25 protein-coding genes and 1 pseudogene are annotated in these 24,878 nt (G+C 34.2%); 9 read left to right on the top strand and 17 right to left on the bottom strand.

The window, feature by feature from the left end:
* Nucleotides 1-429 precede the first annotated feature (429 nt).
* A complete protein-coding gene (locus tag BW936_RS07910; protein WP_076547787.1) occupies nt 430-855 on the bottom strand; it encodes an Hsp20/alpha crystallin family protein in 426 nt (141 codons plus the stop codon).
* A gap of 205 nt (nt 856-1,060) precedes the next feature.
* Between BW936_RS07910 and BW936_RS20170 the strand changes: the two are divergent.
* A pseudogene (locus BW936_RS20170) lies at nt 1,061-2,328 on the top strand (DUF2254 domain-containing protein).
* Here the strand turns inward: BW936_RS20170 and BW936_RS07900 are convergent.
* Nucleotides 2,325-2,726, bottom strand: coding sequence for a hypothetical protein (locus tag BW936_RS07900; RefSeq protein ID WP_076547786.1), 402 nt, complete (start codon nt 2,724-2,726; stop codon nt 2,325-2,327). The pseudogene BW936_RS20170 and the gene BW936_RS07900 overlap by 4 nt on opposite strands.
* A gap of 115 nt (nt 2,727-2,841) precedes the next feature.
* A complete protein-coding gene (locus tag BW936_RS07895; protein WP_076547785.1) occupies nt 2,842-3,234 on the bottom strand; it encodes a hypothetical protein in 393 nt (130 codons plus the stop codon).
* A gap of 400 nt (nt 3,235-3,634) precedes the next feature.
* Here BW936_RS07895 and BW936_RS07890 point away from each other — a divergent pair, with 400 nt between their 5' ends.
* On the top strand, nt 3,635-4,012 hold the full coding sequence (locus BW936_RS07890) for a DUF1456 family protein (RefSeq protein ID WP_076547784.1): 378 nt from the start codon (nt 3,635-3,637) through the stop codon (nt 4,010-4,012).
* Between the two features lie 44 nt (nt 4,013-4,056).
* On the opposite strand, the gene BW936_RS07885 is transcribed toward BW936_RS07890, so the two are convergent.
* The 3 genes from BW936_RS07885 to BW936_RS07875 all read right to left on the bottom strand — a co-directional run bounded on the left by BW936_RS07885 (nt 4,057) and on the right by BW936_RS07875 (nt 6,746).
* On the bottom strand, nt 4,057-4,392 hold the full coding sequence (locus BW936_RS07885; protein ID WP_076547783.1) for a hypothetical protein: 336 nt from the start codon (nt 4,390-4,392) through the stop codon (nt 4,057-4,059).
* A gap of 370 nt (nt 4,393-4,762) precedes the next feature.
* Nucleotides 4,763-5,956 carry an ADP-forming succinate--CoA ligase subunit beta gene (sucC, locus tag BW936_RS07880; protein WP_076547782.1) on the bottom strand — a complete coding sequence of 398 codons (1,194 nt, stop codon included), beginning with the start codon at nt 5,954-5,956 and terminating at the stop codon, nt 4,763-4,765.
* A 151-nt stretch (nt 5,957-6,107) separates the two neighbouring features.
* Nucleotides 6,108-6,746, bottom strand: coding sequence for an LON peptidase substrate-binding domain-containing protein (locus BW936_RS07875; protein ID WP_076547781.1), 639 nt, complete (start codon nt 6,744-6,746; stop codon nt 6,108-6,110).
* A 151-nt stretch (nt 6,747-6,897) separates the two neighbouring features.
* Between BW936_RS07875 and lysA the strand changes: the two genes are divergently transcribed.
* The 3 genes from lysA (at nt 6,898) to BW936_RS07860 (ending at nt 11,441) form a co-directional block, all read left to right on the top strand.
* Nucleotides 6,898-8,136 carry a diaminopimelate decarboxylase gene (lysA, locus tag BW936_RS07870; protein ID WP_076547780.1) on the top strand — a complete coding sequence of 413 codons (1,239 nt, stop codon included), beginning with the start codon at nt 6,898-6,900 and terminating at the stop codon, nt 8,134-8,136.
* Nucleotides 8,137-8,197: 61 nt separating this feature from the next.
* On the top strand, nt 8,198-8,734 hold the full coding sequence (locus BW936_RS07865) for a thioredoxin family protein (protein ID WP_076547779.1): 537 nt from the start codon (nt 8,198-8,200) through the stop codon (nt 8,732-8,734).
* Between the two features lie 124 nt (nt 8,735-8,858).
* Nucleotides 8,859-11,441, top strand: a complete 2,583-nt coding sequence (locus BW936_RS07860; RefSeq protein WP_076547778.1) for a M1 family metallopeptidase — start codon at nt 8,859-8,861, stop codon at nt 11,439-11,441.
* 56 nt (nt 11,442-11,497) lie between these two features.
* On the opposite strand, the gene guaB is transcribed toward BW936_RS07860, so the two are convergent.
* The 6 genes from guaB to BW936_RS07830 form a co-directional block, all read right to left on the bottom strand.
* The gene (gene guaB, locus BW936_RS07855; protein WP_076547777.1) at nt 11,498-12,970 is read right to left on the bottom strand and encodes an IMP dehydrogenase; all 1,473 of its coding nucleotides are present in this window, start codon (nt 12,968-12,970) and stop codon (nt 11,498-11,500) included.
* A gap of 39 nt (nt 12,971-13,009) precedes the next feature.
* Nucleotides 13,010-13,522, bottom strand: a complete 513-nt coding sequence (locus BW936_RS07850) for a hypothetical protein (protein WP_076547776.1) — start codon at nt 13,520-13,522, stop codon at nt 13,010-13,012.
* Nucleotides 13,522-14,058, bottom strand: coding sequence for an FMN-binding protein (locus BW936_RS07845; RefSeq protein WP_076547775.1), 537 nt, complete (start codon nt 14,056-14,058; stop codon nt 13,522-13,524). The genes BW936_RS07850 and BW936_RS07845 overlap by 1 nt, the downstream gene beginning before the upstream one ends.
* Nucleotides 14,059-14,081: 23 nt before the next feature.
* Nucleotides 14,082-15,260, bottom strand: a complete 1,179-nt coding sequence (locus BW936_RS07840) for a hypothetical protein (protein WP_076547774.1) — start codon at nt 15,258-15,260, stop codon at nt 14,082-14,084.
* A gap of 145 nt (nt 15,261-15,405) precedes the next feature.
* The gene (locus BW936_RS07835) at nt 15,406-16,275 is read right to left on the bottom strand and encodes a hydroxymethylglutaryl-CoA lyase (protein ID WP_076547773.1); all 870 of its coding nucleotides are present in this window, start codon (nt 16,273-16,275) and stop codon (nt 15,406-15,408) included.
* Nucleotides 16,276-16,328: 53 nt separating this feature from the next.
* On the bottom strand, nt 16,329-16,949 hold the full coding sequence (locus BW936_RS07830; RefSeq protein WP_076547772.1) for a LysE family translocator: 621 nt from the start codon (nt 16,947-16,949) through the stop codon (nt 16,329-16,331).
* A gap of 88 nt (nt 16,950-17,037) precedes the next feature.
* Here BW936_RS07830 and BW936_RS07825 point away from each other — a divergent pair, with 88 nt between their 5' ends.
* The gene (locus BW936_RS07825; protein ID WP_076547771.1) at nt 17,038-17,448 is read left to right on the top strand and encodes a Dabb family protein; all 411 of its coding nucleotides are present in this window, start codon (nt 17,038-17,040) and stop codon (nt 17,446-17,448) included.
* A 73-nt stretch (nt 17,449-17,521) separates the two neighbouring features.
* Here BW936_RS07825 and BW936_RS07820 read toward each other — a convergent pair whose 3' ends face one another.
* Both BW936_RS07820 and BW936_RS07815 read right to left on the bottom strand, forming a co-directional pair.
* Nucleotides 17,522-18,568, bottom strand: a complete 1,047-nt coding sequence (locus tag BW936_RS07820) for a quinone-dependent dihydroorotate dehydrogenase (RefSeq protein ID WP_076547770.1) — start codon at nt 18,566-18,568, stop codon at nt 17,522-17,524.
* 58 nt (nt 18,569-18,626) lie between these two features.
* On the bottom strand, nt 18,627-19,073 hold the full coding sequence (locus BW936_RS07815; RefSeq protein ID WP_143744069.1) for a hypothetical protein: 447 nt from the start codon (nt 19,071-19,073) through the stop codon (nt 18,627-18,629).
* A gap of 75 nt (nt 19,074-19,148) precedes the next feature.
* Here BW936_RS07815 and pepT point away from each other — a divergent pair, with 75 nt between their 5' ends.
* Together pepT and BW936_RS07805 are read left to right on the top strand one after the other, a co-directional pair.
* Nucleotides 19,149-20,372, top strand: a complete 1,224-nt coding sequence (gene pepT / locus BW936_RS07810) for a peptidase T (protein WP_076547768.1) — start codon at nt 19,149-19,151, stop codon at nt 20,370-20,372.
* A 4-nt stretch (nt 20,373-20,376) separates the two neighbouring features.
* The gene (locus tag BW936_RS07805; protein ID WP_076547767.1) at nt 20,377-20,976 is read left to right on the top strand and encodes a YdeI/OmpD-associated family protein; all 600 of its coding nucleotides are present in this window, start codon (nt 20,377-20,379) and stop codon (nt 20,974-20,976) included.
* 76 nt (nt 20,977-21,052) lie between these two features.
* On the opposite strand, the gene yajC is transcribed toward BW936_RS07805, so the two are convergent.
* From yajC to nusB, 3 genes are read right to left on the bottom strand one after another with little or no spacing between them, the layout of a single operon-like run.
* Nucleotides 21,053-21,340: a preprotein translocase subunit YajC gene (gene yajC, locus BW936_RS07800; protein ID WP_036152840.1), complete on the bottom strand. Its 288-nt coding sequence runs from the start codon at nt 21,338-21,340 to the stop codon at nt 21,053-21,055.
* 24 nt (nt 21,341-21,364) lie between these two features.
* Nucleotides 21,365-21,835, bottom strand: a complete 471-nt coding sequence (locus BW936_RS07795; protein WP_076547766.1) for a DUF1573 domain-containing protein — start codon at nt 21,833-21,835, stop codon at nt 21,365-21,367.
* Nucleotides 21,836-21,878: 43 nt separating this feature from the next.
* Nucleotides 21,879-22,826, bottom strand: a complete 948-nt coding sequence (gene nusB / locus BW936_RS07790) for a transcription antitermination factor NusB (RefSeq protein WP_076547765.1) — start codon at nt 22,824-22,826, stop codon at nt 21,879-21,881.
* Between the two features lie 265 nt (nt 22,827-23,091).
* Here nusB and BW936_RS07785 point away from each other — a divergent pair, with 265 nt between their 5' ends.
* Entirely contained in the window at nt 23,092-24,843 is a 1,752-nt protein-coding gene (locus BW936_RS07785; protein WP_076547764.1) for an ABC transporter ATP-binding protein, read from the top strand.
* Nucleotides 24,844-24,878 lie beyond the last annotated feature (35 nt).

Here is a 24,878-nt window from a genome sequence, read left to right as displayed (position 1 = left end):
GAGCCAGTACCTGAGCATAAGAAAAATAGTTAAGCAGATAGTACTAATTTACGCTAATTTTTTGAACAATAAAATGGGCGGTTTTATGCTCAATAATACCGTTCATTTTTATAGTTTAAAAACCTATTGCCAAGAGTCCGGAAGTACCTTTAAAAAAGAATTAAGATTCCCATTTTATATCACAAGATCAACTTCTAAATTTAAATTAAAACAACTTGAACACAAGGAATAAAAAGAGCGTTTACCAATACAGAAAGCAACCTTGAAAGTGTTAATCAATGAATTATTTAAAAGCGCAATTCGCTTTATTTTTTCCTGAATTTTAAGATTGAAATAACGCATATAAAACGCAAAAAAAAAGTGCTTTGATTTCTCAAAGCACTCCAACTAAACAACTCAAACCAACCTAAAAAAGGTAGTTACCAAAACTTACTTTAACTCAATCATTCTTTTTGGCTTAGGTAAAGCCTCTTCTTTTTTCGGAAGATTAAATTTTAAAATTCCGTCCTCATACGTTGCCTCAATTTTATCTGTGGCTACTGTATCAGGCAATGTAAATGCCCTTTTAAAAGATGAGATACTAAACTCTCTACGTGTAAAATTTTCTTTTACCTCTTCACTCTCTTCTTTTATTTCTGCCGAAATGGTTAAGATGGCATCATCAATTTCAATTTTAAAATCATCTTTTACCCTACCTGGGACAAAAAGCTGTAATTCAAAATCTTTCTCATTCTCTTTAATGTTTACTGCCGGTATAGATGAACGTGAATTCTCAGTTCCACCAAACCAATCTGGTCTAAAAATTTCATTCATCAACGCCGGGAACAAAACATCATTTCTCTTAGTTAAACTCATAGTCGTATTTTTTTAATAAATTAATTTAATAGTTGATTGGTATAGAACAACTTATGTACCAACACAAGTGTTATGCCATTTTGACACATAATATCTACAAGATAGTGTCATTTTGACGTGTTTTATTGATAAGAGCCTGTAATTTTAGCATATCAGCCACCCTTACCTTGTCGCATTCACTAGTTTTACGGCTAGATTAATACCAATGGATAGACTAAACAATCTTTTTAAACATATACGTACCAGAATAGCCTTTTTCCCCACAGTAATCTCACTTGCAGGACTATTATTGGCCTTTTTAATGATCTATCTTGAGCAAAATAACATTTCGGCTTACCTCATCAACGTGGCTCCGGCCCTGGTAATTGACAATACCGATACGGCTAAAACTATTCTAAGCACATTAATTGGTGGTTTAATATCATTGACCGTATTTAGTTTTTCTATGGTCATGGTATTATTGAATCAAGCCTCTAGTAACTTCTCACCCCGTGTACTACCTGGAATTATTTCCGATCAAAAACATCAAATTGTACTAGGTCTTTATATTGCTACCATACTATACAATATTTTTGTTCTTATCTCCATTGAGCCCACAGAGAATGCTTATCAAACACCAGGGTTCGCCGTCCTATTTGGTATTATACTGGCAGTAGTTTGTTTAGCTGCTTTTATCTATTTTATACATCATATTTCTCAAGCTATACAAGTAGGAAATATTCTAACAGCAATTCATTCTAGAACAAAGTCTGAAATAACTTCGATTATAAAACAGCAAGAACAGCATACTCTAGAGTTTTCAAGTGGACAATATTGGGAAGCGCATGAAATAAACAAAACAGGCTATTTTTATGGAGTATTAAACGATGACCTACTTAAACTATGCAAAAAAACGCAATAAAAATCATCATACAATTGCGCAAAGGACAATTCATTTTAGAGGGAACTATTGGTTTTAAAACCGAAAAACCTTTAAATAATGAATTAAAAGAAAAGGTGATAGACACTTTACTTTTTAGTCACGAAGAGCTCATTGGAGAAAATTACATCTACGGTTTTAGACAAATATCTGAAATTGGAGTAAAAGCAATGTCTCCAGGAATTAACGATCCAGGAACGGCTTTAAATACTATTGACTATCTAACCTCCCTTTTTCTAGATTTAATGCTCAAAGCAGACTTTGAATACCTTACCGATGATGAACAAGAAAACTGGGTACTTATTAGATGTTCAAAATTTTCCGAATTATTATATAATGTAATGGCCACATACAGACTTTACAGTAGACATGATATTACGGTTTTGAGAAAACTAATGCACATGTTAAAAACACTTACAAATCACGTAATTAATTCTAATCAGTTAACAATTTTAGAAGCGGAAATCAGCGAATTAAGAACAGATGCCAATGCCAATATTAAAAACAAAAGAGACCTTAGCAAATTAGATGCCAAAGATATTTCTTGGTCTTAATTATAATGTGCCTTGAAAATAGAAATCAATACCTCTGGTGGTACTATTTTATTAGCGTACTTGTGCATTATAGCCAATACCTGCTGAATTGCACCTGGTGGCAATCCCATCTTTAAACCAATATCATAAATTCCCTTGACTTCATTTATATCCTGCTCATTATCAACGTTCATCAATAATACTAACCTATGAAATTGTAAAAGACGCTCTGACTGTGACTTGGGTATTACGTGCTCAACATTAGAAGTAAAGAGACTGTCAAAAGTTTTTTTACTTATTTGTAATTGTTGGGCAACCGAAAAAAGAAAATCATATTCTGATTTCTTTACCTCATCATTAAGCTTGGCAAAAGAAATCATTTCTGACAAAATACTTAACTTTTCTTTATTAGTAGGCATATAAATGTGTATCTATTTGATATTCTGCTGCTACACCACTTAAACGTATAATTCAGCTATTTTATTTCATTTGGGCTACGATCATAACACCCTAACCCCAATTATAGTGTACTTTTCATTTTGTAAAATAATTTTTAATTAGTTGCTGACCTTCAGAAAAATCTTCACAAAAATGTAAATCGTATAAAAATTTTCGAATCACTTTTTGAGACAAACCCATTGCCATACCTTGTCTATAAGACTCTCGGATCCATTTATAATAGCTACTACATAAGTTCTTATCACGTAGCGCTTTTTTATAAAATTTTAGAATTTTACATTCCATAGAATTAGGGAGAATAAATATTTCATTTTCCTCTATATAGCCATCAATACTATGTTGATGCAACCCCAATTGCTCTCCTAAGCTACAGATAAATTCATATTCTGCTTGTTCCAAGCCATTATGAACCATTGAGGATTGAATCATATCTGAAACAACTTTTAATTTATTATCCTCTACTTTCATAATTTACAATCAAAATTAAAATCAAGAGTACCGGATTCAGGGAATTATAATTCATTACAAATATGAAAGATAATTCTTACAATTTTAACTATATCTCAACGAATAACCTATATCATCCTATACACATTACGATAAAACATATAGAAAAAACGATGAAATACATGTAAAACCGATTAAATACTAAGCATATGTATTCTTTTGATTCCAACATTAAACAATATCTTGTTTAAAAAGTATATCTCATTTTACAAAATTAAATTCATTTGCAGCAATTAGTCCAGACGGCAATCTATAATATTGCCTGAATTAGCCTCCTGAGCGAGTAAAAACATCTATTAATACCGCATAGCCCTGAGCACGTCAGATTTTTATAATAACTTGCAGTCCTTAAAAATTTGCTATGACCAATAATGATATATTTAAAAAATTAAGAGTTGCTTTAAAATTTAGGGATGATGATATTGTAGACATTCTACAATTGGTAGATTTTAAGATCTCTAAAAGTGAATTAGGTGCTTTCTTCAGAAAAGAAGACCATCCAAATTACATGGAATGCGGTGATCAAGTGTTACGCAACTTTTTGAACGGATTGGTTCTACACCTTCGCGGAACAAAGGATAGCCCAAAAATACCGGGAGAAGTTCTATTAGCCATGTCAGGAGCTACTACAAAACCAGCAGTAAAAAATATAGAAAGAAGAGATTTCAAAACTAAGCAGATGAAAAAGGTAGATTCTGCCATTAGCTCTGTAAAGTATAAAAACAAGAAAAAATCTTAATACAACGTTTTGTATTAAGATTTTTTATCGCGTACTTTTAAAATTTATGCTTTTATTCGTACGGGTATGGTATATATTTTACCTTCCTTAATATTTGTCAAATTAACCTTTTGATAGTTTAATTTGGATTTTACAAAACTTTCCATTCTAGCAAATTTAGAATTTACAGATAAGACGACAATTTCCCCATCTGCATTCAATGTAAAACGCACTTGAGCAGTTAGGTCGTCATCTTTTGCAGAGAACTCATTCTCCATTAACATTTCTGAAATTTGTTTTGAAAGGTTTTTTGTAGGGTTTTCACCTTTTACATCGTTGGCGAATACATTACCGGTTGCAAGTAGCATTACAGCTACCACTACTAAACTTAATTTTCTCATGACTTTTTGTTTTTTACTTCATTTTTTCTGAAGTATGATTATTAATTGATTGATGATGAATTACCAAAAAGACGATTGTAAAATAAGAATGTTACAAGCAAACCTCATTTTAACATCTCTTTAATATTAATTCTTCAATAATCAGCCTCACATTCAGAAATATAAATCGTTGAAAAAACACGGTTCATAGCTCTTAACCATTATTCTAATTTGGTATCTTACAATAAAGGTTGATGGCTCTTATCATTACAAAAAATAAAAACCACAATTACAATAAACACATATATATAAAATCCACATTTATCATATCAAAAAAAAAGACCATTCATAATGAATGGTCTTTTTTATAATTTAATATAAGCAAATTCGTTTAAGCCAATACAGCCTTCACCTTATCTGCAGCTTCTTGGAACTGTACGGCCGATTGAACCGCCAGACCAGAATTATCAATAATTTCTTTTGCTAATTCAGCATTAGTACCTTGTAACCTAACAATAATTGGCACATTCATTGAGTCTCCCATATTCTTGTATGCATCAACAACACCTTGTGCAACACGATCACAACGAACAATACCACCAAATATGTTAATTAGAATGGCCTTAACATTAGGATCTTTTAAAATTATTCTAAACGCTTCTTCAACTCTTTTAGCATCTGCAGTACCGCCCACATCTAAGAAGTTAGCTGGTTCACCACCTGCCATTTTAATTAAATCCATAGTTGCCATGGCAAGACCTGCACCATTAACCATACAACCAACGTTACCGTCAAGGTCTACATAGTTAAGACCAACTTCTCTTGCTTCTACCTCAATAGCATTTTCCTCTCTAAGGTCACGCATATCAGCATATTCCTTTCTACGATAAAGTGCATTGTCATCAATAGAAACCTTAGCATCGACAGCCATGATCAAATCGTCAGATGTCTTTAACACAGGGTTAATTTCAAACATATTAGAATCGCTTTCTACATATGCCTTATATAATGATGCAACAAATTTTGTCATCTCCTTGAACGCAGTACCTGAAAGACCTAGATTAAAAGCAATCTTTCTTGCTTGAAAACCTAACAAACCTGTAGCTGGGTCAATTTCTTCCGTAAAAATTAAATGCGGAGTACTTTCGGCAACTTCTTCTATGTCCATACCACCTTCTGTAGAATACATGATCATATTCTTACCGGTAGCTCTATTTAATACAACAGACATATAGAATTCACTAGTTTCGCTTTCGCCTGGGTAATACACATCTTCGGCAACCAATACTTGGTGTACTTTTTTACCTTCCGCAGAAGTTTGCGGTGTAATCAAGTTCATTCCTATAATCTGGTTTGCGATTTCTTCTACTTCCTTTAGGTTTTTGGCTAATTTTACACCACCACCTTTACCACGACCACCTGCGTGTACTTGCGCTTTAATAACGTGCCATCCCGTTCCGGTTTCAGCAGTTAATTGCTTTGCAGCCTCAACAGCTTCTTTTGCATTTTGGGCAACTATTCCTCTTTGGATGCGCACCCCAAAACTTGCTAATATCTCTTTTCCTTGATATTCGTGAAGGTTCATATATATGGTGAATTTAAATGTTAAGCAAAAATAGGAAACAGGAAGTAATTATTTAAAAATACTGATGATTAATTAGAATATCTGGTATAATTAACCTGATAAAAACACAAAATCCTTAGAATGGGATTGAATTTCAAAGGCCAAAAACAAACTAAATCTTTAAATCTTTAAAATCTAGAGGGTCAAAATTTTTAAAATGTCCATTAAGTTCTATGGTTTTTTTGGTGCGATTTACCTCTGACAACACAGTTATGGTAGCCGTTAGATGTAAACCGATAAAATTAAGACGGTCATTTTCTACAGGTATCTGTAACAATTGGTACTCTTGCTCAAAAGACAGCCCTATTTTGTGAGCCAAGGAAAAACTATTAAATTCTTTAATGTTGATTTGGGGATATGGCACATCCATAATGGCATACAACTCTTCTATACCCTTAATAATTGTTTTCTTTTTTTCTTCTGATGCTTCGTAATCGTACTCCATCAACTTTACAATACCTCCGGCATATAATTTGTTCTCCATTACATTATCAAAAGCCAATAATTTAAATACTTGCCGAGCTACACAGACCACATCCATCTCTCCGCTGTCATAAGTGGTAACCACCTCTACCAACTGTACTTCCACACCATATTCCATATTGTTATTGATAAAAACAGGTATTCCAAAAGTGATGGCTTCTTTTCTACAATCTTGTATTAATTGTTTATAACGATCTTCAAAAACATGAAGCGGCACTGTTTCACCCGGAAAGAAAATAGACTGTAATGGAAATAGTGGTAATCTCATATGTTAAATGTACAAAGAGGTTTATTTAGCTCCAAAATAAATAGAATATCTAACTGTTTCAAATATCACAATTTGTTATTTTTATTGTTTTTATGTTATTATTTTTGTTGTTAATGATTTAGAAAAGTAAATTCGCTAAAAAATAGATAGCATGAGAAATGAGGATTTGTTGCAAATCGCAAAAACCTATGGTGATCCGGTGTATGTTTATGACTCGGAGAAAATAGTTTCACAATTTAATAGATTGACCAAGGCATTTGGTTCTGTAAAGAAATTGAAACTTAATTATGCGGCAAAAGCACTATCTAATATTACCATTTTAAGACTAATGAACAGTCTTGGTAGTGGATTAGATACCGTTTCTATCCAAGAAGTACAATTAGGGTTATTAGCTGGTTTTAAACCAGAATCGATCATATTTACACCAAATGGCGTTTCTTTAGAAGAAATAGAGCAAGCTGCTAAACTAGGGGTTCGTATTAATATTGACAACTTATCTATTTTAGAACAATTTGGCAGCAAACATCCTAATATCCCTGTATGTATTAGAATTAATCCGCATGTTATGGCCGGCGGCAATTCTAATATATCCGTGGGTCATATAGATTCTAAATTCGGCATCAGTATTCATCAGATCCCTCATTTACTTCGTATTGTAGAATTAACAAAAATGAACATTAACGGTATACACATGCATACCGGTAGTGACATTTTAGATATTGATGTATTCTTATACGCATCTGAAATATTATTTGAAACAGCACGTAATTTTAAGAATCTGGATTTTATTGATTTCGGTAGCGGTTTCAAAGTACCTTATAAAGAAGGTGATATTGAAACAAATGTTGAAGAATTAGGAAAAAAATTAAGTACCCGTTTTAACGAGTTTTGTAAAGAATATGGTAAAGATTTGACCTTAGCTTTCGAGCCTGGTAAATTTTTGGTCAGTGAAGCTGGTGTTTTTCTCGCCAAAGTGAATGTAGTCAAGCAAACGACTTCAACAGTATTTGCAAGTATAGACTCTGGTTTTAACCATTTGATCAGACCAATGCTTTACGGTGCTACCCATACTATTAAAAATATCTCTAATGCAGAAGGTAGAGAACGCTATTATTCTGTTGTTGGGTATATTTGCGAAACAGATACTTTTGCCAGCAATAAAAGAATTAACGAGATTACTGAAGGTGACATTCTTTGTTTTAAAAATGCCGGTGCATATTGCTTTACCATGGCAAGCAATTATAACTCAAGATTTAGACCGCCAGAAGTACTATGGCATAAAGGAAAAGCTATTCTTATACGCGAAAGAGAAACTTTTGATGATTTAATCCGCAATCAAGTAGACGTAAAAGATCTATTCAATGTTAAACAAACTGCAAAAGTGAAATAAAGCAATAAAAAATACGTTAGTTTTGGTATAATAGTTGGACTATACACACAAAAAATAACACATGAAATCGTATTCTTTATCTGTATCAAAATCCTTTTTATTTTTAGCTGTACTCTTTGTTTCAACAACAAGCATTGCACAAGAAGTCAATTGGATTTCTTGGGAAGAGGCCGTAAAATTAACCTCTACTGACAAGAACCCTAAGAAAGTTTTTATAGATGTGTATACAGATTGGTGCGGGTGGTGCAAAAAAATGGATAAGGACACTTTTCAAAACCCTGAAGTAGCAGCCTATATGGATGAAAACTACTACATGGTAAAATTTGATGGAGAAGGTAAAGATCCTGTAGAATATAAGGGCAAAACATACAAATTTATTCCATCAGGAAGAAAGGGATATCATGAATTTGCAGCAGCCTTAATGCAAGGTCGTCTAAGTTACCCAACTACCATATTCTTAGATGAAGAGCTAAACATGCTTTCACCGGTTCCTGGTTATCAAAAGCCAGAGCCATTTTTAGAAATAGCTCGTTATTTTGGAAGTAATGTTTACAAAGAAAAAGACTGGAAAGCTTACACCAGCAAAACTGGTAAATAGTTCTTATGCTTGATTCTAGGCAAAGACATCCATAAATTTATTCTCTTTTAGAGTTATACACTGTTTAAAAATTGGAAAGTATTTTTCAATAAAGTACTTTCACTACAGCGTATAACTCTATTTTATGAAGCACCTGTTACCTCTATTTTTTATAGTAACTCTTTTCTACTCCTGCAACAATAAAAAGCGAACATCGGCACCTTTAGCATTAGGTGTTTCAGAAGAACTGGCTAACTACAGGTCTTCTCAGGTCTCAAATGTACATTACAAACTAAGCTTTGCAATTCCTAAAGAACAGAAAGCTCCAATACCATCTCAACTAGTTTTAAATTTTGATTTAGGACTACCTCAAAAGCCCGTATACTTAGATTTTAAAGAAGATTCATCTAAAATAAAATCGGTTATTATTAACGAAACCAACGTTGCTATTCTACATGAAAAGGAACATATCATTTTATCCAAAGAATTTCTAGTTGAAGGAAAAAATACGATCACAATTGAGTTTAATGCCGGTGAACTTTCCTTAAATAGAAATGAAGATTATTTATACACGTTATTAGTCCCGGACAGAGCAAGAACACTTTTCCCTTGTTTTGACCAACCGAATATTAAAGGAGTGTACACCCTTAGCATTACCGCACCTAAAGAATGGAAAGTTTTATGTGGTGCAAAAGAAATAAATCAGACCACTGAAGGTGACTACACGCAGCATAACTTTGAAGCCTCTGATCAAATGAGCACCTATCTATTTTCGTTTGTAGCAGGTAAATTTGAATCCGTAACCCAAAAACCGGATACTATGGAAATGACCCTATTATACCGTGAAACGGATACTACCAAAATTGAATATAGTCTAGGTTCCATTTTTGATCTTCATCAGCAATCCCTATCATTTTTAGAATCCTACACAGCGTATCCTTTTCCATTTCAAAAAATGGATTATGCAGCTATACCTGGTTTTCAATATGGCGGCATGGAACATGTGGGAGCCATACAGTATAGAGAAAGTTCACTCTTCTTAGACGAAAGTGCTACCGCTAACAGAAAACTGAGTCGTGCAAAATTAATTGCCCACGAAACCTCTCACATGTGGTTTGGAGATTTGGTGACCATGAATTGGTTTAATGATGTTTGGATGAAAGAAGTATTTGCCAATTTTATGGCAGATAAAATCATGAATCCAGCTTTTCCAGATATTGATCATCAGTTGGCTTTTATGATTACCCACTACCCCAATGCATATGGAGAAGATAGAACATTGGGCACCAACCCTATTCGTCAAGGTTTAGAAAACCTCAATAACGCAGGTTCCCTTTATGGCAGTATTATATATAATAAGGCACCCATAATGATGCGGCAACTTGAAGCTGTTTTAGGTAAAGAAGAATTTAAGATAGGTATTCAAGAATATATAAAAGCCTTTGCTTTCAAGAATGCTATCTGGGGAGAATTGATAACTATTTTTGATAACAAATCAACCACTGATATGGTTGCATGGAGCGATGTTTGGGTGAATAATTCTAGCAGACCCATCTTCAGTAATGCTATTGAATACGATGATAATGATAAAATAATCTCATTTAAACTATCACAAAAAGCAGAAGACAACACTGAGCACTCATGGCCACAAACATTTGAAATCCTATTTCTATATCCTGATCAAACAAAAACATTGACTGTTAATATGATCGACAATGAGTTGGTTCTAGATGAAGCTATTGGCCTTGCTAAACCAACTTCAATATTCTATAATTCTAATGCTGAAGGATATGGAGTTTTCCCTATACAGGAACAAGATTTAGACATTATAGCTACCATAAATGACCAAGTGGCGCGTGGTTACGCCTATATAAATGCATATGAGAACATGCTCAATGGCAGCATAACACCCGGTGCAGCCATTAAACTATTTGCTAAAGGATTAGCCAATGAAAAAAACGAATTATTAATTAACCTCATATCCAGATACACCACTTCAGTATTTTGGAAATACCTTACTGACGAACAACGCCTTTTTTATCAGAAAGAAATTACCCAACAAGTATGGTCTAACCTTCAAAAAGAAATACCTGCTAGCATTAAAAAGACACTATACTCTACTTATGTAACTATTGGATATACCGATAAATCATTAGATAATCTATACGGTATTTGGAACAAGGACATCACCATCAATAACTTAAAACTCAACGATGATAATTTTACTGAATTAGCAATGGATTTAGCCTTATACGGACATCCCGAAAGCGAGAGCATCCTAGAAGCAGCTGAAAAAGCAATAAGCAACAATGACAAATTAACTAGATTTCAGTTTTTACTTCCGTCTTTATCAAAAGATCAGCAGACTAGAAATAATTTTTTCGAATCGCTTCAAAAAGAAGAAAACAGAGCTAAAGAATCATGGGTGGCAAATGCGATGAACAACTTACATCATCCTTTATATCAAAAAGAATCCATTCAATATCTAAAACTTAGTCTTGATTTGTTAGATGAAATTCAAAAAACAGGGGATATCTTTTTTCCAAAAAGATGGCTCAGCAGCACTATAGGCAATTATACTTCACCTGAAGCCTATGAAACATTACAGAATTTCCTAAAAGAAAATCCCGACTTAAATTCATCTTTAAAATCTAAAGTATTGCAAGCTTCAGATGACCTAAGAAGAGTTCAGCTTTTAAATAAACAGATGAACACTTCCTTAAATTAAGGCATAAAAAAAGAGGTCTTAACAGACCTCTTTTTTTGTATATACTATTAGAATTTCTATCTGCTATAATTAGGACTTTCTTTTGTAATGGTTACATCATGCGGGTGGCTTTCATTAATACCACTAGCCGTAATTTTCACGAACCTTCCATTATCCTGTAATGTGGCAATATCTTTGGCTCCACAGTATCCCATACCTGCTTTTAAACCTCCAATAAACTGGTGAATGCTTTCGTACAATTCTCCTTTATAAGGCACACGACCTACAATTCCTTCTGGTACTAGCTTTTTGATATCATCTTCAACATCTTGAAAATACCGGTCTTTACTTCCTTGTTTCATAGCTTCTACAGAACCCATGCCACGGTAAGACTTAAATTTTCTACCTTCATAAATAATTGTTTCTCCCGGAGATTCTTTTGTTCCTGCTAAAAGAGAACCTAACATTACGGTATCCGCACCTGCGGCAATAGCCTTAGGTATATCACCTGTGTAACGAATTCCGCCATCTGCAATGACGGGAACGCCTGAACCTTTTATAGCTGCTGAAACTTCCAATACTGCAGAAAATTGAGGAAAACCAACACCTGCAACCACTCTAGTAGTACAGATAGAACCAGGACCAATACCAACCTTAACCGCATCTGCACCGGCATCTACCAAATATTTCGCCGCCTCACCCGTAGCAATGTTACCCACGATAACATCTAGGTTAGGAAATTTATTTTTCACTTCTTGCAATACCGAAACCACGCCTTTTGTATGACCATGAGCGGTATCAATAACCACAGCATCTACACCTGCATTGACCAAAGCTTCTGCCCTATCGACTGCATCGGCAGTAACACCTAATGCCGCTGCAACGCGTAAACGACCATATTGATCTTTATTAGCGATAGGTTTTTGCGTTAACTTGGTAATATCTCTAAAAGTAATTAGACCTACCAAAGTATTATCTTTAGTAACCACCGGTAACTTTTCAATTTTATGCTGTTGTAAAATATCCTCTGCTTCGGCCAGCGAAGTACCTTCCTCTGCAGTAACCAAATTTTCAGAGGTCATCACCTCAGAAATTGATCTTTCATTATTTTTTTCGAAACGTAAATCTCTATTGGTAACGATACCTAGCAATTTACCATCAGCATCAACAATAGGAATACCACCAATGCTATATTCTTTCATATTGGCTTTGGCATCTTTCACTTTAGAATTAAGAGGTAGTGTAACCGGATCTAAAATCATTCCGCTTTCAGCCCTTTTAACTTTTCTTACTTTCATTGCTTGCTGCTCAATAGTCATATTCTTGTGCAACACGCCAATACCACCTTCCTGGGCCATGGCAATTGCCATTCTAGACTCCGTAACCGTATCCATCGCTGCAGATATGATAGGAACGTTTATTGTAATATTTCTTGTGAATTTTGTCTGAATATTAACTTCTCTTGGAAGTACTTCAGAATAAGCGGGTACTAATAATACATCGTCGTAAGTTAGACCTTCTCCTAGAATTTTATTTTGGTGGGCTTGCATAGCAATTAAGAATTTAATTGCGTGCAAATATAGTGAATATTATTGGTTAATGATATTCATTGGTTTCTTTGATACTGTTAATTGATACAAAACCAACATTGCAGATATTGAATAGGTAGCAGTCATTAAAAACCCCGAAAACATTATTACATATTTAAACCAAGTTACACCTGACCACAAGAAATAAATACCTCCAAAAGTCAATAAAACAGACAAAAATGGTTCAATAGTTAAAAAAAGTTTAAGCTTTATAGAGGTGTTGGTCAACCACACCAGCACACCTATAAGAAAAAAAACTAATGACATAGAGAGTATATGGGTGTGCACAATGGTCAGCATTTGCCTTTCACTTTTTTTAAATTTCATGATCTCGGCATCTTCATCTACTTCATTGCCAAGATAATTTTCTTCTATACCCTTGGGGTTTGTAGTACTCGTTTCTGAAACAAACAAAAGCCCTGTATAAAAACCTACGGATAGTACAATTACAAAAGTGCCTATAAAGAGACGCATACCCTTAGGCAGCTTAGACAACAAACCATTAATTTCCATTACAATACTTTATTAGCCTGCAATATAGCAACTGTTTGCAAAAGACTATCAATAGCACTAGTCATAGATCGCACTGAAATTGTTGCGCCGGCAATACCATCTATATTTGTTTTATGATCCACCCTATCCCCTGGTGTTTTACCTATAAATTGTTTTAACCATCGTTTGCTTCCAATTTCCCCGCCATATTCCTCTCGATAAATAAGCACTTTGGAATGAAGGATCTTAAAATTATCATCCATCAAAATCATATAGTCAAAATTTGCTGTTTTACTTGGCGCTTGCTCAATAAAGATATAACCAATAGGACTTTGACCATCAAATAATTGAAATAAATTTTCTCCTGTAATCTTACAAGGTAAATTAATATTGACCGAACTAGGTACTGTAATAGGCCGCATTGTAAAAGCTTCTATTTCAAAGTACGATGTAACAGCCTTGTCAACCTTCTTTTGAACATTCTTAGGTATCCCAAAGCCCATCATTACCGCTACAACGAACAGTACACCTATTAATCTTAGAACCTTATTATTCATCTATATAATCTATAGTAAATTGATTAAAACCAAACACCGATACCAAAATTAAGCCTGTCTTTTACATCAGTAACGTCAGAAGCGTTGCTTCTAAATTGATAATCACCTTTTAAAACAACTCCTGGCGCAAGATGATAAGTTAATCCTGTAGTTACATCAGTTCTATTATATGCATCATTCCTTACCAGATTACCTGCTGTACCTGCATGAGTATCGTATTCTTCATACCTAGTAAACACATATAACTTTTGCTCTTTATCCATCGGTAATAAATTATAAGCACCTTCTACATAAAACCCTCTTAACGCACTACCCAAATCTTTTCCTGTAGCAGTATTATATGCATCGGTATCTGATAATGATGCATTAATAAATTGACCCCTAGCCGTAAACCTATCATAGGCGTACCGTGCATCTATACCAAGCATGGCTATACCTATATTTGCACCGTCTAAAGTTTCAATATCATCTTCTGCCTGTGTTTTTCCGAAATAGGTTGACATACCCAAACGCAAACCAGAAATACCATAATATTCAATTTTAGTAGATAAAGTAGGACTATCAACCGTAGACTGAATTGCTTTTTGACGACCGCCACGCAATCCGCTAGACCCCCCTAAAAATCCAGACAACCCACCGGCACCATTTGCTTCCGTAGATTTAAATCCGTTAAAAACATATGCCTGATACCCCAAGTTAATATCGTTGAACCTACCAGCGACCCCAACTCCAATTTCACGCCAAGTTGTAGGAACTATAGCGTTATCCATACTTGGGCGTTCTGTACCATTAAAAGTTGTTGGTTCATGAAATTCATTCACAATACCCATTGGCACCAACATTAAACCACCGCGTAAACTAATATTGCTACCTACGGCATAATTAATAAACGCTTGTTCTACAAAAACTTCATTTACATGCTCTAGCTCAACTTCGGTAACAAATTGTGTTTTGTCATTAAAACGATATCCAAAAAGTAAAACCATTCTTTGAACATCTAACTCTCCATTATCTCCTTCTGGTTGATTGTATAACATTTCAGCATACGCACCAACAGTAACAGCGGAACCATAGTTACCAGAAAGCAATCTTTGCGCAGCATTTATCTGTGTCTGCGGCACAAGGGTAATAGAATCTGTTTTTGTTTGGGCATGTACAAATGGAAAAGCTAAAAGTAATATTATTAGGTAAAAGTGTTTCATCTTCAATAAGTTTACAATATCCGTTAACGTTTTATTAACGGATCGCAAATTTATAACGTAAAAAGGAATTACCAAAGTTTATTTGTAATAAATCTAAATAAACGTAATATTCGTCTTATTTTAGACCACCTTACGGAAGGCTCTTTTAATGATACGCGCTAAATAGTTGAGTAGCTTTATTATATGCTGCTTCAAATGCCATCCAATTAACACCATAATTTACTTTTTCTGAAGTAAAATAAGAAAGCATTTTTTCTGTAGGCATATTACCTGTTAAATCATCTTTAGCCATAGGACACCCGCCAAAACCCTGTATTGCCCCATCAAAACGTCTACAACCAGATTCGTACGCAGCAGCAACTTTCTCATGCCATTTACTCGGTGTTGTATGCAAATGCGCCCCAAATTCGATTTCAGGGTACTTAGGAATAAGGTTTGAGAACAGGTATGAAATGGTTTCTGGATCAGAAGACCCTACCGTATCTGAAAGCGATAAAATATTGGCTCCCATTTTTGCTAGTTTTTCTGTCCATTCCCCTACAATTTCGACATTCCAAGGATCTCCATAAGGGTTACCAAAACCCATAGAAATATAGGTTACTACTTCTTTGTTCGCGGCATCTGCCAAATTGAAAATCTCTTGTAAGGTTGTTACAGATTGCGCAATAGTTTTATGGGTATTTCGCATTTGAAAATTCTCTGAAATCGAAAAAGGAAATCCTAGGTAATCAATTTCAGAATGCGAAACTGCATCTTTGGCTCCACGTACATTTGCCACTATTGAAAGTAATTTAGAATCTGTTTTTGTCAAGTCTAATTTAGATAATACCTCAGCCGTATCTACCATCTGTGGTATGGCCTTTGGAGAAACAAAGCTTCCAAAATCTAGCATATCAAATCCGCATCCTAACAAAGACTGTATATACCTCACCTTTTCATCTGTGGGTATAAACTTCTTAATGCCTTGCATGGCATCTCTAGGACATTCAACTATTTTAACCTTTGAATTAGACATTTCGTAAAAATACGAACTCTAAACAAGTATCTACTATTAATACTTTAAATAAACTATCCTATAAATAAATAAATCGCAATACCAATGAAGACAATAATTTGAACCCATTTCAAAACCAATCCTGTACGCTTATTATCTACCAAAAAAGTTGAAATCTGCCCTGATAACAATGCCATACCGCCAAATACGATAGTTGACACTAAAATAAAAAGAAAACCAAGAATATAGAATTGAATTATAGGACTTAAGGAATCTGAAAACAAAAAACCTGGAAAAAAGGCAAGAAAAAAAATAGTTACCTTTGGGTTGAGTACATTCATAATAAACCCCTGCCGAAATAAATTGGATATACTCTTTTTATTCCTCGTACCACCATCAAGAGAAATAGCATCTCCCCCTCTATACACCATGATAGCCAGATACATTAAATAAGCAGCTCCAAAAATTTTAATAAAAGTAAATATGGCAGGGTTATTCTTAATAATCGCAGAAACTCCGAAAGCCAATAATGAGGTATGTACCAAACAACCCGTCATTAATCCCAATACCACAGCTAATCCAAACTTCTTTCCATTGGTGATACTTTGTATGAGAACAAAAATATTATCAGGACCTGGTGAAAGTGACAGCACCAATGTTGCCATTGTAAAAGCCAATAAGATGTCGTAGTTCAATTCAGTAAAAACTTAATTCAACATCAAAAATACAAAATACAATGATTTACGCCATTTTTTAATATCTTGTTTCAAATTAACATTACTTATGAAAATTAAAGTACTTCTATTATTAATTAGTATGTCATTGGTCTCAAACGCTTTTGCCAAGACAGATGAAAACATGACAACAACCACAATGATTCAAAGCGATAGTCTGTTAAGACATACCGTTTTTTTTAAGTTTAAGGAAGGAACAACTCCTGCTCAAATAAAAAAAGTTGAAGATGCCTTTAGTGCATTACCTTCTAAAATTGAACAAATTAAAGGATATGAATGGGGATTAAACAATAGTCCAGAAGGCTTAGACAAAGGGTTTACCCATGCTTTTTTTCTAACATTTAAAAGCGAAGAAGATCGTGCCATTTATTTACCACACCCAGACCACAAAGCTTTTGGAGCCGTATTGTCGCCGTATTTAGATGATGTATTCGTAATTGATTATTGGACCAAACAATAAGCAGATAGCTATTCAACATAAAAGCCCTTGTACACATTGTGCAAGGGCTTTTTCTATGGCAATACCTTTATTTCTAAGCAGTAACTTTTTTTTCTAAAAGAGCCTTGTTAATTTGCTTCACCAAACCCGGACCTTCATAGACAAACCCTGTCCATAGTTGAATTAAATCTGCACCAGCTTCTAATTTTTCTATAGCATCTTCCGCAGAATTAATACCTCCAACACCAATTATTGGAAATGCTTTATTACTTTTTTCCGCTAAGAAACGAATTACTTCAGTACTTCTATCTTTTAATGGAGCGCCACTTAATCCACCAGCTTCTTCCGTAATAAGCGCATGAGACTTTAAGTTTTCCCTAGATATTGTAGTGTTGGTTGCTATAACACCATCAATGGTAGTATCGCTAACTATATCGATAATATCTAACAATTGACTATCAGTAAGGTCTGGCGCAATTTTTAACAGAATAGGTTTACGAATTGTTCCTTTACGTTCACTTAGTTTAGCATTCTCTAACTGAAGTTCATTTAACAATGCCGTCAATGGTTCTTTATCTTGTAGTTCACGTAAACCCGGAGTGTTTGGTGAACTAACGTTCACTACAAAGTAATCTACATGATCAAACAATGCATCAAAACATATTAAGTAATCTTTAATAGCTTCATTATTTGGCGTCACTTTGTTCTTACCAATATTACCACCTATAAGTACTTTATGGTTTTTCTTTAAATTCTCAACAGCTTCAAAAACACCGTGATTATTAAAGCCCATGCGATTAATAATAGCTTTATCAGCTTTTAAACGGAATAATCTTTTCTTTGGATTGCCATCTTGGGGTTTTGGCGTAAGTGTTCCTATTTCTACAAATCCGAACCCGAAGTCAGACAACTCATTAAACAACACTGCATTTTTATCAAAACCGGCAGCCAAACCAACGGGGTTTTTAAATGTTAAACCAAAAAGCTCACGTTCCAAACGTTCATCCTCCACAACGAACATAGATTTTATAAGACCCGATAGTCCTATTTTAGAAAAAAACTTGATGATTGAAAAACTGAGGTAATGAACTTTTTCTGGATTTAGCAGAAATAAAATAGGTCTGATAATTAGCCTGTACATGTATATATTTTAGAAGCTGTAAAAATACAAACTGTAAATGAAAAAGTTAAGTTTTACCTTACCTGTTTTCATCAATTATACTATCTGCATATATGGTTGGCACTACCACATACGGAGAACGATACGCCTTTTTACACAAATTTTGATATAGTTCATATTGCTTCATATTAAACAACCTCAACATTCGTTTGTCAATCATGGCCTGAACCCTATTAACGCTATCCATTACTTCTTTATATTTATCTGCAAGCTGGCGTAATTCCGACACAGTAGTTTGAGGATGTCGATCCATTACATTTTGTAGTTCATTAGTAAGTACCTCATTTCTATATTTCAACTCTGCACTATAACTTTTTAATTTCTTATGCTGCATTTTGTTCAATTGAAAAATATCTGAAATTATAGTATCACTTGTGACGCCAACTCCAAGAAAACAATCTGCCTGTGCATTTATTTTTACGAAAAGTAAAAGAGAAACCGTCAACACTATATATCTAAATTTCATCGTCATAGAATTTATCGAATCTTACGTCTACTAATTTACAATATATAAGCTTATTTTTGATAAAACCCATTTAGCATGCAGCATATTATTGACCGTTTCATTAGTTATATTACTATTGATACGCAGAGCGATTCCTCATCAGAAACCACCCCAAGCACTGAAAAACAATGGAATTTAGCCCATAAACTAGTGGATGAATTACGTGCTATAGGCATGACAGATGTTACTATAGACAACAATGCCTACATCATGGCAACATTACCTTCTAATGTTGACCATGAAGTACCCACCATTGGTTTTATTTCCCATTTTGATACCTCTCCAGACTTTTCGGGCAGCAATGTAAATCCGCAGATTATCAAAAACTATGACGGCAAAGATATTGTACTGAACAAAGAGAAAGACATCATTTTATCTTCATCATATTTTGATGATTTACTGCAATATATTGGTCAGACGCTAATTACTACAGATGGCACCACACTTTTAGGCGCTGATGACAAAGCCGGTATAACTGAGATTGTAACCGCTATGGAGTATTTGATCAATAACCCTAAAATTAAACACGGTCCCGTTAGAGTTGGTTTTACCCCTGACGAAGAAATTGGTCGTGGTGCCCATAAATTTGATGTAGAAAAGTTTGGTGCAGAATGGGCTTATACTATGGACGGTAGCCAAATTGGCGAATTGGAATATGAAAATTTTAATGCCGCGGGAGCTAAAATTACCATAAAAGGAAAAAGTGTACACCCAGGTTACGCAAAAGGCAAAATGGTAAATGCGCTTTTAATTGCAAATAAGATCTTAAGTGATTTACCAAAACATGAAGTACCAGAGGAAACCAGCGGTAGAGAAGGCTTTTTTCATGTACACCATTTTAATGGAGAGATTGAAAATGCAACTGTAGAACTTATTATTAGGGACCACGATTTAAAGCATTTTAACAAACGAAAAGAACTGATACAGGATATTGTCAAAAAATATAATCATGAGTACAACCATTGTATTGATCTAGAATTAAATGATCAATACTTTAATATGAAAGAAAAGGTAACACCTGTTTTTCATATTATAGAAACGGCAAAGAAAGCAATGGAAGATATTGGCATAAAACCAATTATTAAACCTATAAGAGGTGGAACCGATGGCTCACAACTGAGTTACATGGGCTTACCCTGCCCCAACATTTTTGCCGGCGGACATAATTTTCATGGTAAGTATGAGTATGTACCTGTTGAAAGTATGCAAAAAGCGGTAGAAGTCATTGTACGCATTTGTGAGTTAACAGCACATCAGTAATACAATGGAAAAGCAGGAAAAAATAGAAAAATTTTATACTGAAATACATCAGTTTAAAAATGGTATAGCCAAATTAAGAACCCTTGCTTTAGACTGTAGCATGACCGAAACTTACAAATGGAGTTTTCCCACCTACATGATTGATGATAAAAATATCATTGCCATAAACAAATTCAAAAACCATTTTGGAATTTGGTTCTTTAACGGGGTATTTTTAAGCGACCCGGAAAAAGTACTTGTAAATGCACAAGAAGGTAAAACCATGGCAATGCGTCATTGGAAGTTTTCTTCATCCGAAAACATCGATGAAAAAATGGTTACGGCATATATCAAAGAAGCTATTGAAAATCAAAAAAAAGGACTATCACTAAAAGTTAAAAAAAATTCTAAAACCAAATTTGAGATTCCCGCACATTTATCTATAGCATTAGAAAACAACGAGGATATTAAAGCTGCTTTTAGCCAATTGACCTATTCCAAACAAAAAGATTACGCCAAGTATATTGCAACTGCCAAACAAGAGAAAACGAAACTATCTAGGTTAGAAAAGATAGTTCCATTGATATTAGCAGGTAAAGGCATAAATGACCAATACAAGAGATAACCTTTTCTCTTAAAGTTTAAAACAAAAAAACACCGATGTTTCCATCGGTGTTTTTATATAAATTCAGAATAAAAGATTACTTTTTCTCCGGAGCGTTTAACTTAGCGCTCATTTCCATAGATATTGCAGATCTATCAAACTTTAACTTTCCTGCCATTGTTTCCAATACACAAGAAGTATCCTTGTCATTCAAATCTACTACTTTTCCGTGCAGACCACTTTTGGTAATAACACGATCACCTCTTTTCAATTCTGCCGAAAACTTCTTTTCATCCTTTTGTCTCTTCATTTGAGGTCTGATCATAAAAAAATATGCGACCACAAAAATTAAAATCATCGGAAGAAACTGCCCTATATCACCCATTTTTGGTATATCTGTAAATTATAATTATTTAACAGGTCCTAATGGAGCTGCTCCTTTTGGATTAACAAAAGCTTTAATTCTCAAAAGCTCTGATCCTTTTTCTGTATTTGCCGTAACTGTTATGGTTTTAGTAACTTGGTTTTGACCAGAACCGTTAAAGTTAACTTTCAACTCACCTGTTTCACCTGGTGCAATTGGATCCTTTGGAGGATTAGGAACTGTACAACCACAGCTACTTTTAGCATCAGTAATAATTAATGGAGCGTTACCCGTATTAGTAAATTTAAAAACTGTTGCTTGTGCCGCACCCTGCTCAATTGTACCAAAATCATGTTCTGCTTTCTCAAAAGACATTACAGGCACTGCTTTAGCAGCCTCATCTCTTACAGCAGCTTCAGCTACATTATCCGTTTTAATCTTACTTGATGCATTGTCTTTGCAAGAAGTAAAAGCTACCATTGATACAAGACCAACGATTAGAACTAATTTTTTCATACTATTTAGATTTATCAATTAACTGTAAAATTATAAAATATTTTTATAATAGACCTCTTCCCATTTTGTTAAGCTTTCCTTCAGACTTGTATTCTTTAGTAAGCTTATCGAGAATTCCGTTTATAAAAATGCTACTTTTTGGCGTAGAATATTCTTTAGCAATTTCTAGGTACTCGTTTATAGTCACCCTTTCCGGTATAGAGGGGAAATGTAACAATTCACAAATAGCCATTTTTAATAATATACTATCAATGCCCGCTATACGATCTTTATCCCAGTTTGGTGTTTTGCCTTCAATCTCTTTCTCTAAAGCATCGTTTTTCAATAACGTTCTTGATAATAACTGCATGGCATATGTCATATCTTCGTCATCTTTCAACAATCTAGGTAAAAAGTAAGATTCTGGATGTACCTGCTTGGCTTTTTTCAAATGCTTTAAAACAAACGTATTTACGATAGGGATATCATCTACCCAAGTTAACTTATCATCTTCAAAGTAATCGTAGATTTTCTCGTTAGGCGCAATGATGTTCTTGAACAAGGTCATCACCAATTCTTTATCTGAAGCATAGTCACTGGCCGGTGTAGACATGTATTCTTGATATGCGTCGCTCGCCAAAATCTCTTTATAGATCAGCTTTACATACTCTTCGTTCAAATACCAATTATCTAATTTTTTGTGCGTAAGCTCTTCCTCTAAGGTTTTATTCTCAACAATTTGCAATAACAATCTGTTTTGAATAAACTTCTTAGGGTTTGGAAATGCAGTCTTTTTATCGCTAATGTATTTGTTGGCAGACAAAAATATTTGATCTTCTGCCCTTTTCTGTATCTCTATAAATAGACTAAGCCACAACAAGTATAGCGTATATGTATTCTCTATGCTTACCTTTAAAAACTTCTCTTGTTTTTGTAATGAATCGTCCTTAGACTGAATTAGAGCATAAATACTCTGCATAACCTTAACTCTAATGTGCCTTCTTGTAAGCATTTGAAAGAACTTATTTAATATATTAGTAAATAACCTTGGGACAAGCCCGTAAGGCATTGAATTTAAAACATAGTTAATATTTTGACGCAAGCGTCAGAGCATTTAAATCTCGATTATCGAGGAAATAAAGCCGCAAAGGTAAGTATCTATTTAAAGGGTCACAATAGCAATCGTATTTATCTTAGCTTATTTATAACATATCGTTTTAGGTCAAAAAACTATCTTTGTCCACAGAAATTTTATACTATTAGCTTTTCAACTACCTATGAAAGAACTTAAGCATCTAAATAAATACTTTAAAAAATACTGGCTTAAGCTTTTTCTCGGAATTATTATAACCATAGTGGCTAGGTTATTTCAATTGATCATGCCTTCTTATGTAAATAACTCCATCACCGTTGTTGAGCAATATATCAAGGCAGAAATAGAAAAATCAACAGCACAGGAACTGTTAATGGAGTATATTCTTATTATCGTTGGAGCTGCAATATTATCAGGATTTTTCACCTTTTTAATGCGTCAATTGATTATTAATATTTCTAGATACATAGAATACGACCTTAAAAATGAAATATTTGACCATTATCAAAAACTAAGTCTCAATTTCTATAAGAAAAATAGAACCGGGGATTTAATGAATAGAATAAGTGAAGATGTTAATGAGGTACGTATGTATGCAGGACCCGCAATTATGTACGGTATACAAACACTGACTCTATTTGCTTGTTTAATACCATTAATGTTCATAAAAGCCCCTACCTTGGCTGCCTATACCTTATTACCATTACCTATCTTATCTGTTCTAATCTATCAAATTAGCAAGGTTATACATAAGAGAAGTACTATTGTACAACAGTACCTATCTACACTATCAACATTTACTCAGGAAATATTTTCAGGAGTATCTGTCATTAAAGCTTATGCTTTAGAACCACAGACCAATGATGATTTAGTGAAACTTGCCAATGAGGGAAAAGAGAAAAGTGTAAGCTTGGCAAGAGTAAATGCTTGGTTTTTCCCTTTAATGATTCTACTAATAGGTATCAGTAATATTTTGGTCATTTATATAGGCGGGAAACAATATTTAGCCGGTGAAATAGAAGTTGGACTCATTGCGGAGTTTATATTATATGTAAACATGTTAACCTGGCCAGTTGCCATTGTAGGGTGGCTTACATCTATCGTACAAAGAGCTGCTGCCAGCCAAGAACGGATTAATGAATTTTTAAATCAGGAGTCGGAAATAAAGAATACGCCCACTCATGAACATAAGGTAAAAGGCAAAATTGAATTTAAAGATGTTCATTTCACGTACCAAGACACCAATATTAATGCCTTAAAACACTTATCCTTTACTATAAATGAAGGCGAGACCACGGCCATTATTGGTAAGACCGGATCTGGTAAGTCTACTATTTTAGATTTAGTTGCTAGATTATACGATACAACTTCTGGCGAAATATTGATTGATGACGCACCTATTAAACATATTGACCTCACCAGTTTAAGAGAAGCTATTGGCGCCGTACCGCAAGATGCCTTTTTATTTTCTGATAGCATTAAGAACAATATTAAGTTTGGAAAAGAAGACGCTACAGATCAAGAGATTGTTGATATTGCCAAAGATGCCGTTGTTCATGAGAATATTATGGGTTTCTCTAAAAAGTATGACACTGTACTTGGCGAAAGAGGAATTACGTTGAGTGGAGGACAAAAACAGCGTGTTTCTATTGCAAGGGCTTTAATTAAGAAACCGCAAATATATTTATTTGACGATTGTCTTTCTGCAGTTGACACCGAAACGGAAGAAGAAATATTGAATAATCTTAAGAAAGCCTCTAAAAATAGAACTACGTTAATTGTAAGCCATAGGGTTTCCTCTGCTAAAAATGCGGATAAAATTCTAGTTTTAGATAATGGAAGACTCATACAAGAGGGTACACATGAAGAATTAAATACCCAGGATGGTTACTATAAAGACCTATACCACAAACAGCTCTCAGAGAAAGAAAGTTAGAAAAATGTTGTCCGATAACGATTTTTTTTTCATTT

It is taken from the genome of Maribacter ulvicola (genome assembly GCF_900155985.1).
Taxonomy (GTDB): Bacteria; Bacteroidota; Bacteroidia; order Flavobacteriales; family Flavobacteriaceae; genus Maribacter; species Maribacter ulvicola.
Note: the sequence above shows the minus strand (reverse complement) of the source record. Positions and strands in the feature narration are given on the sequence as shown.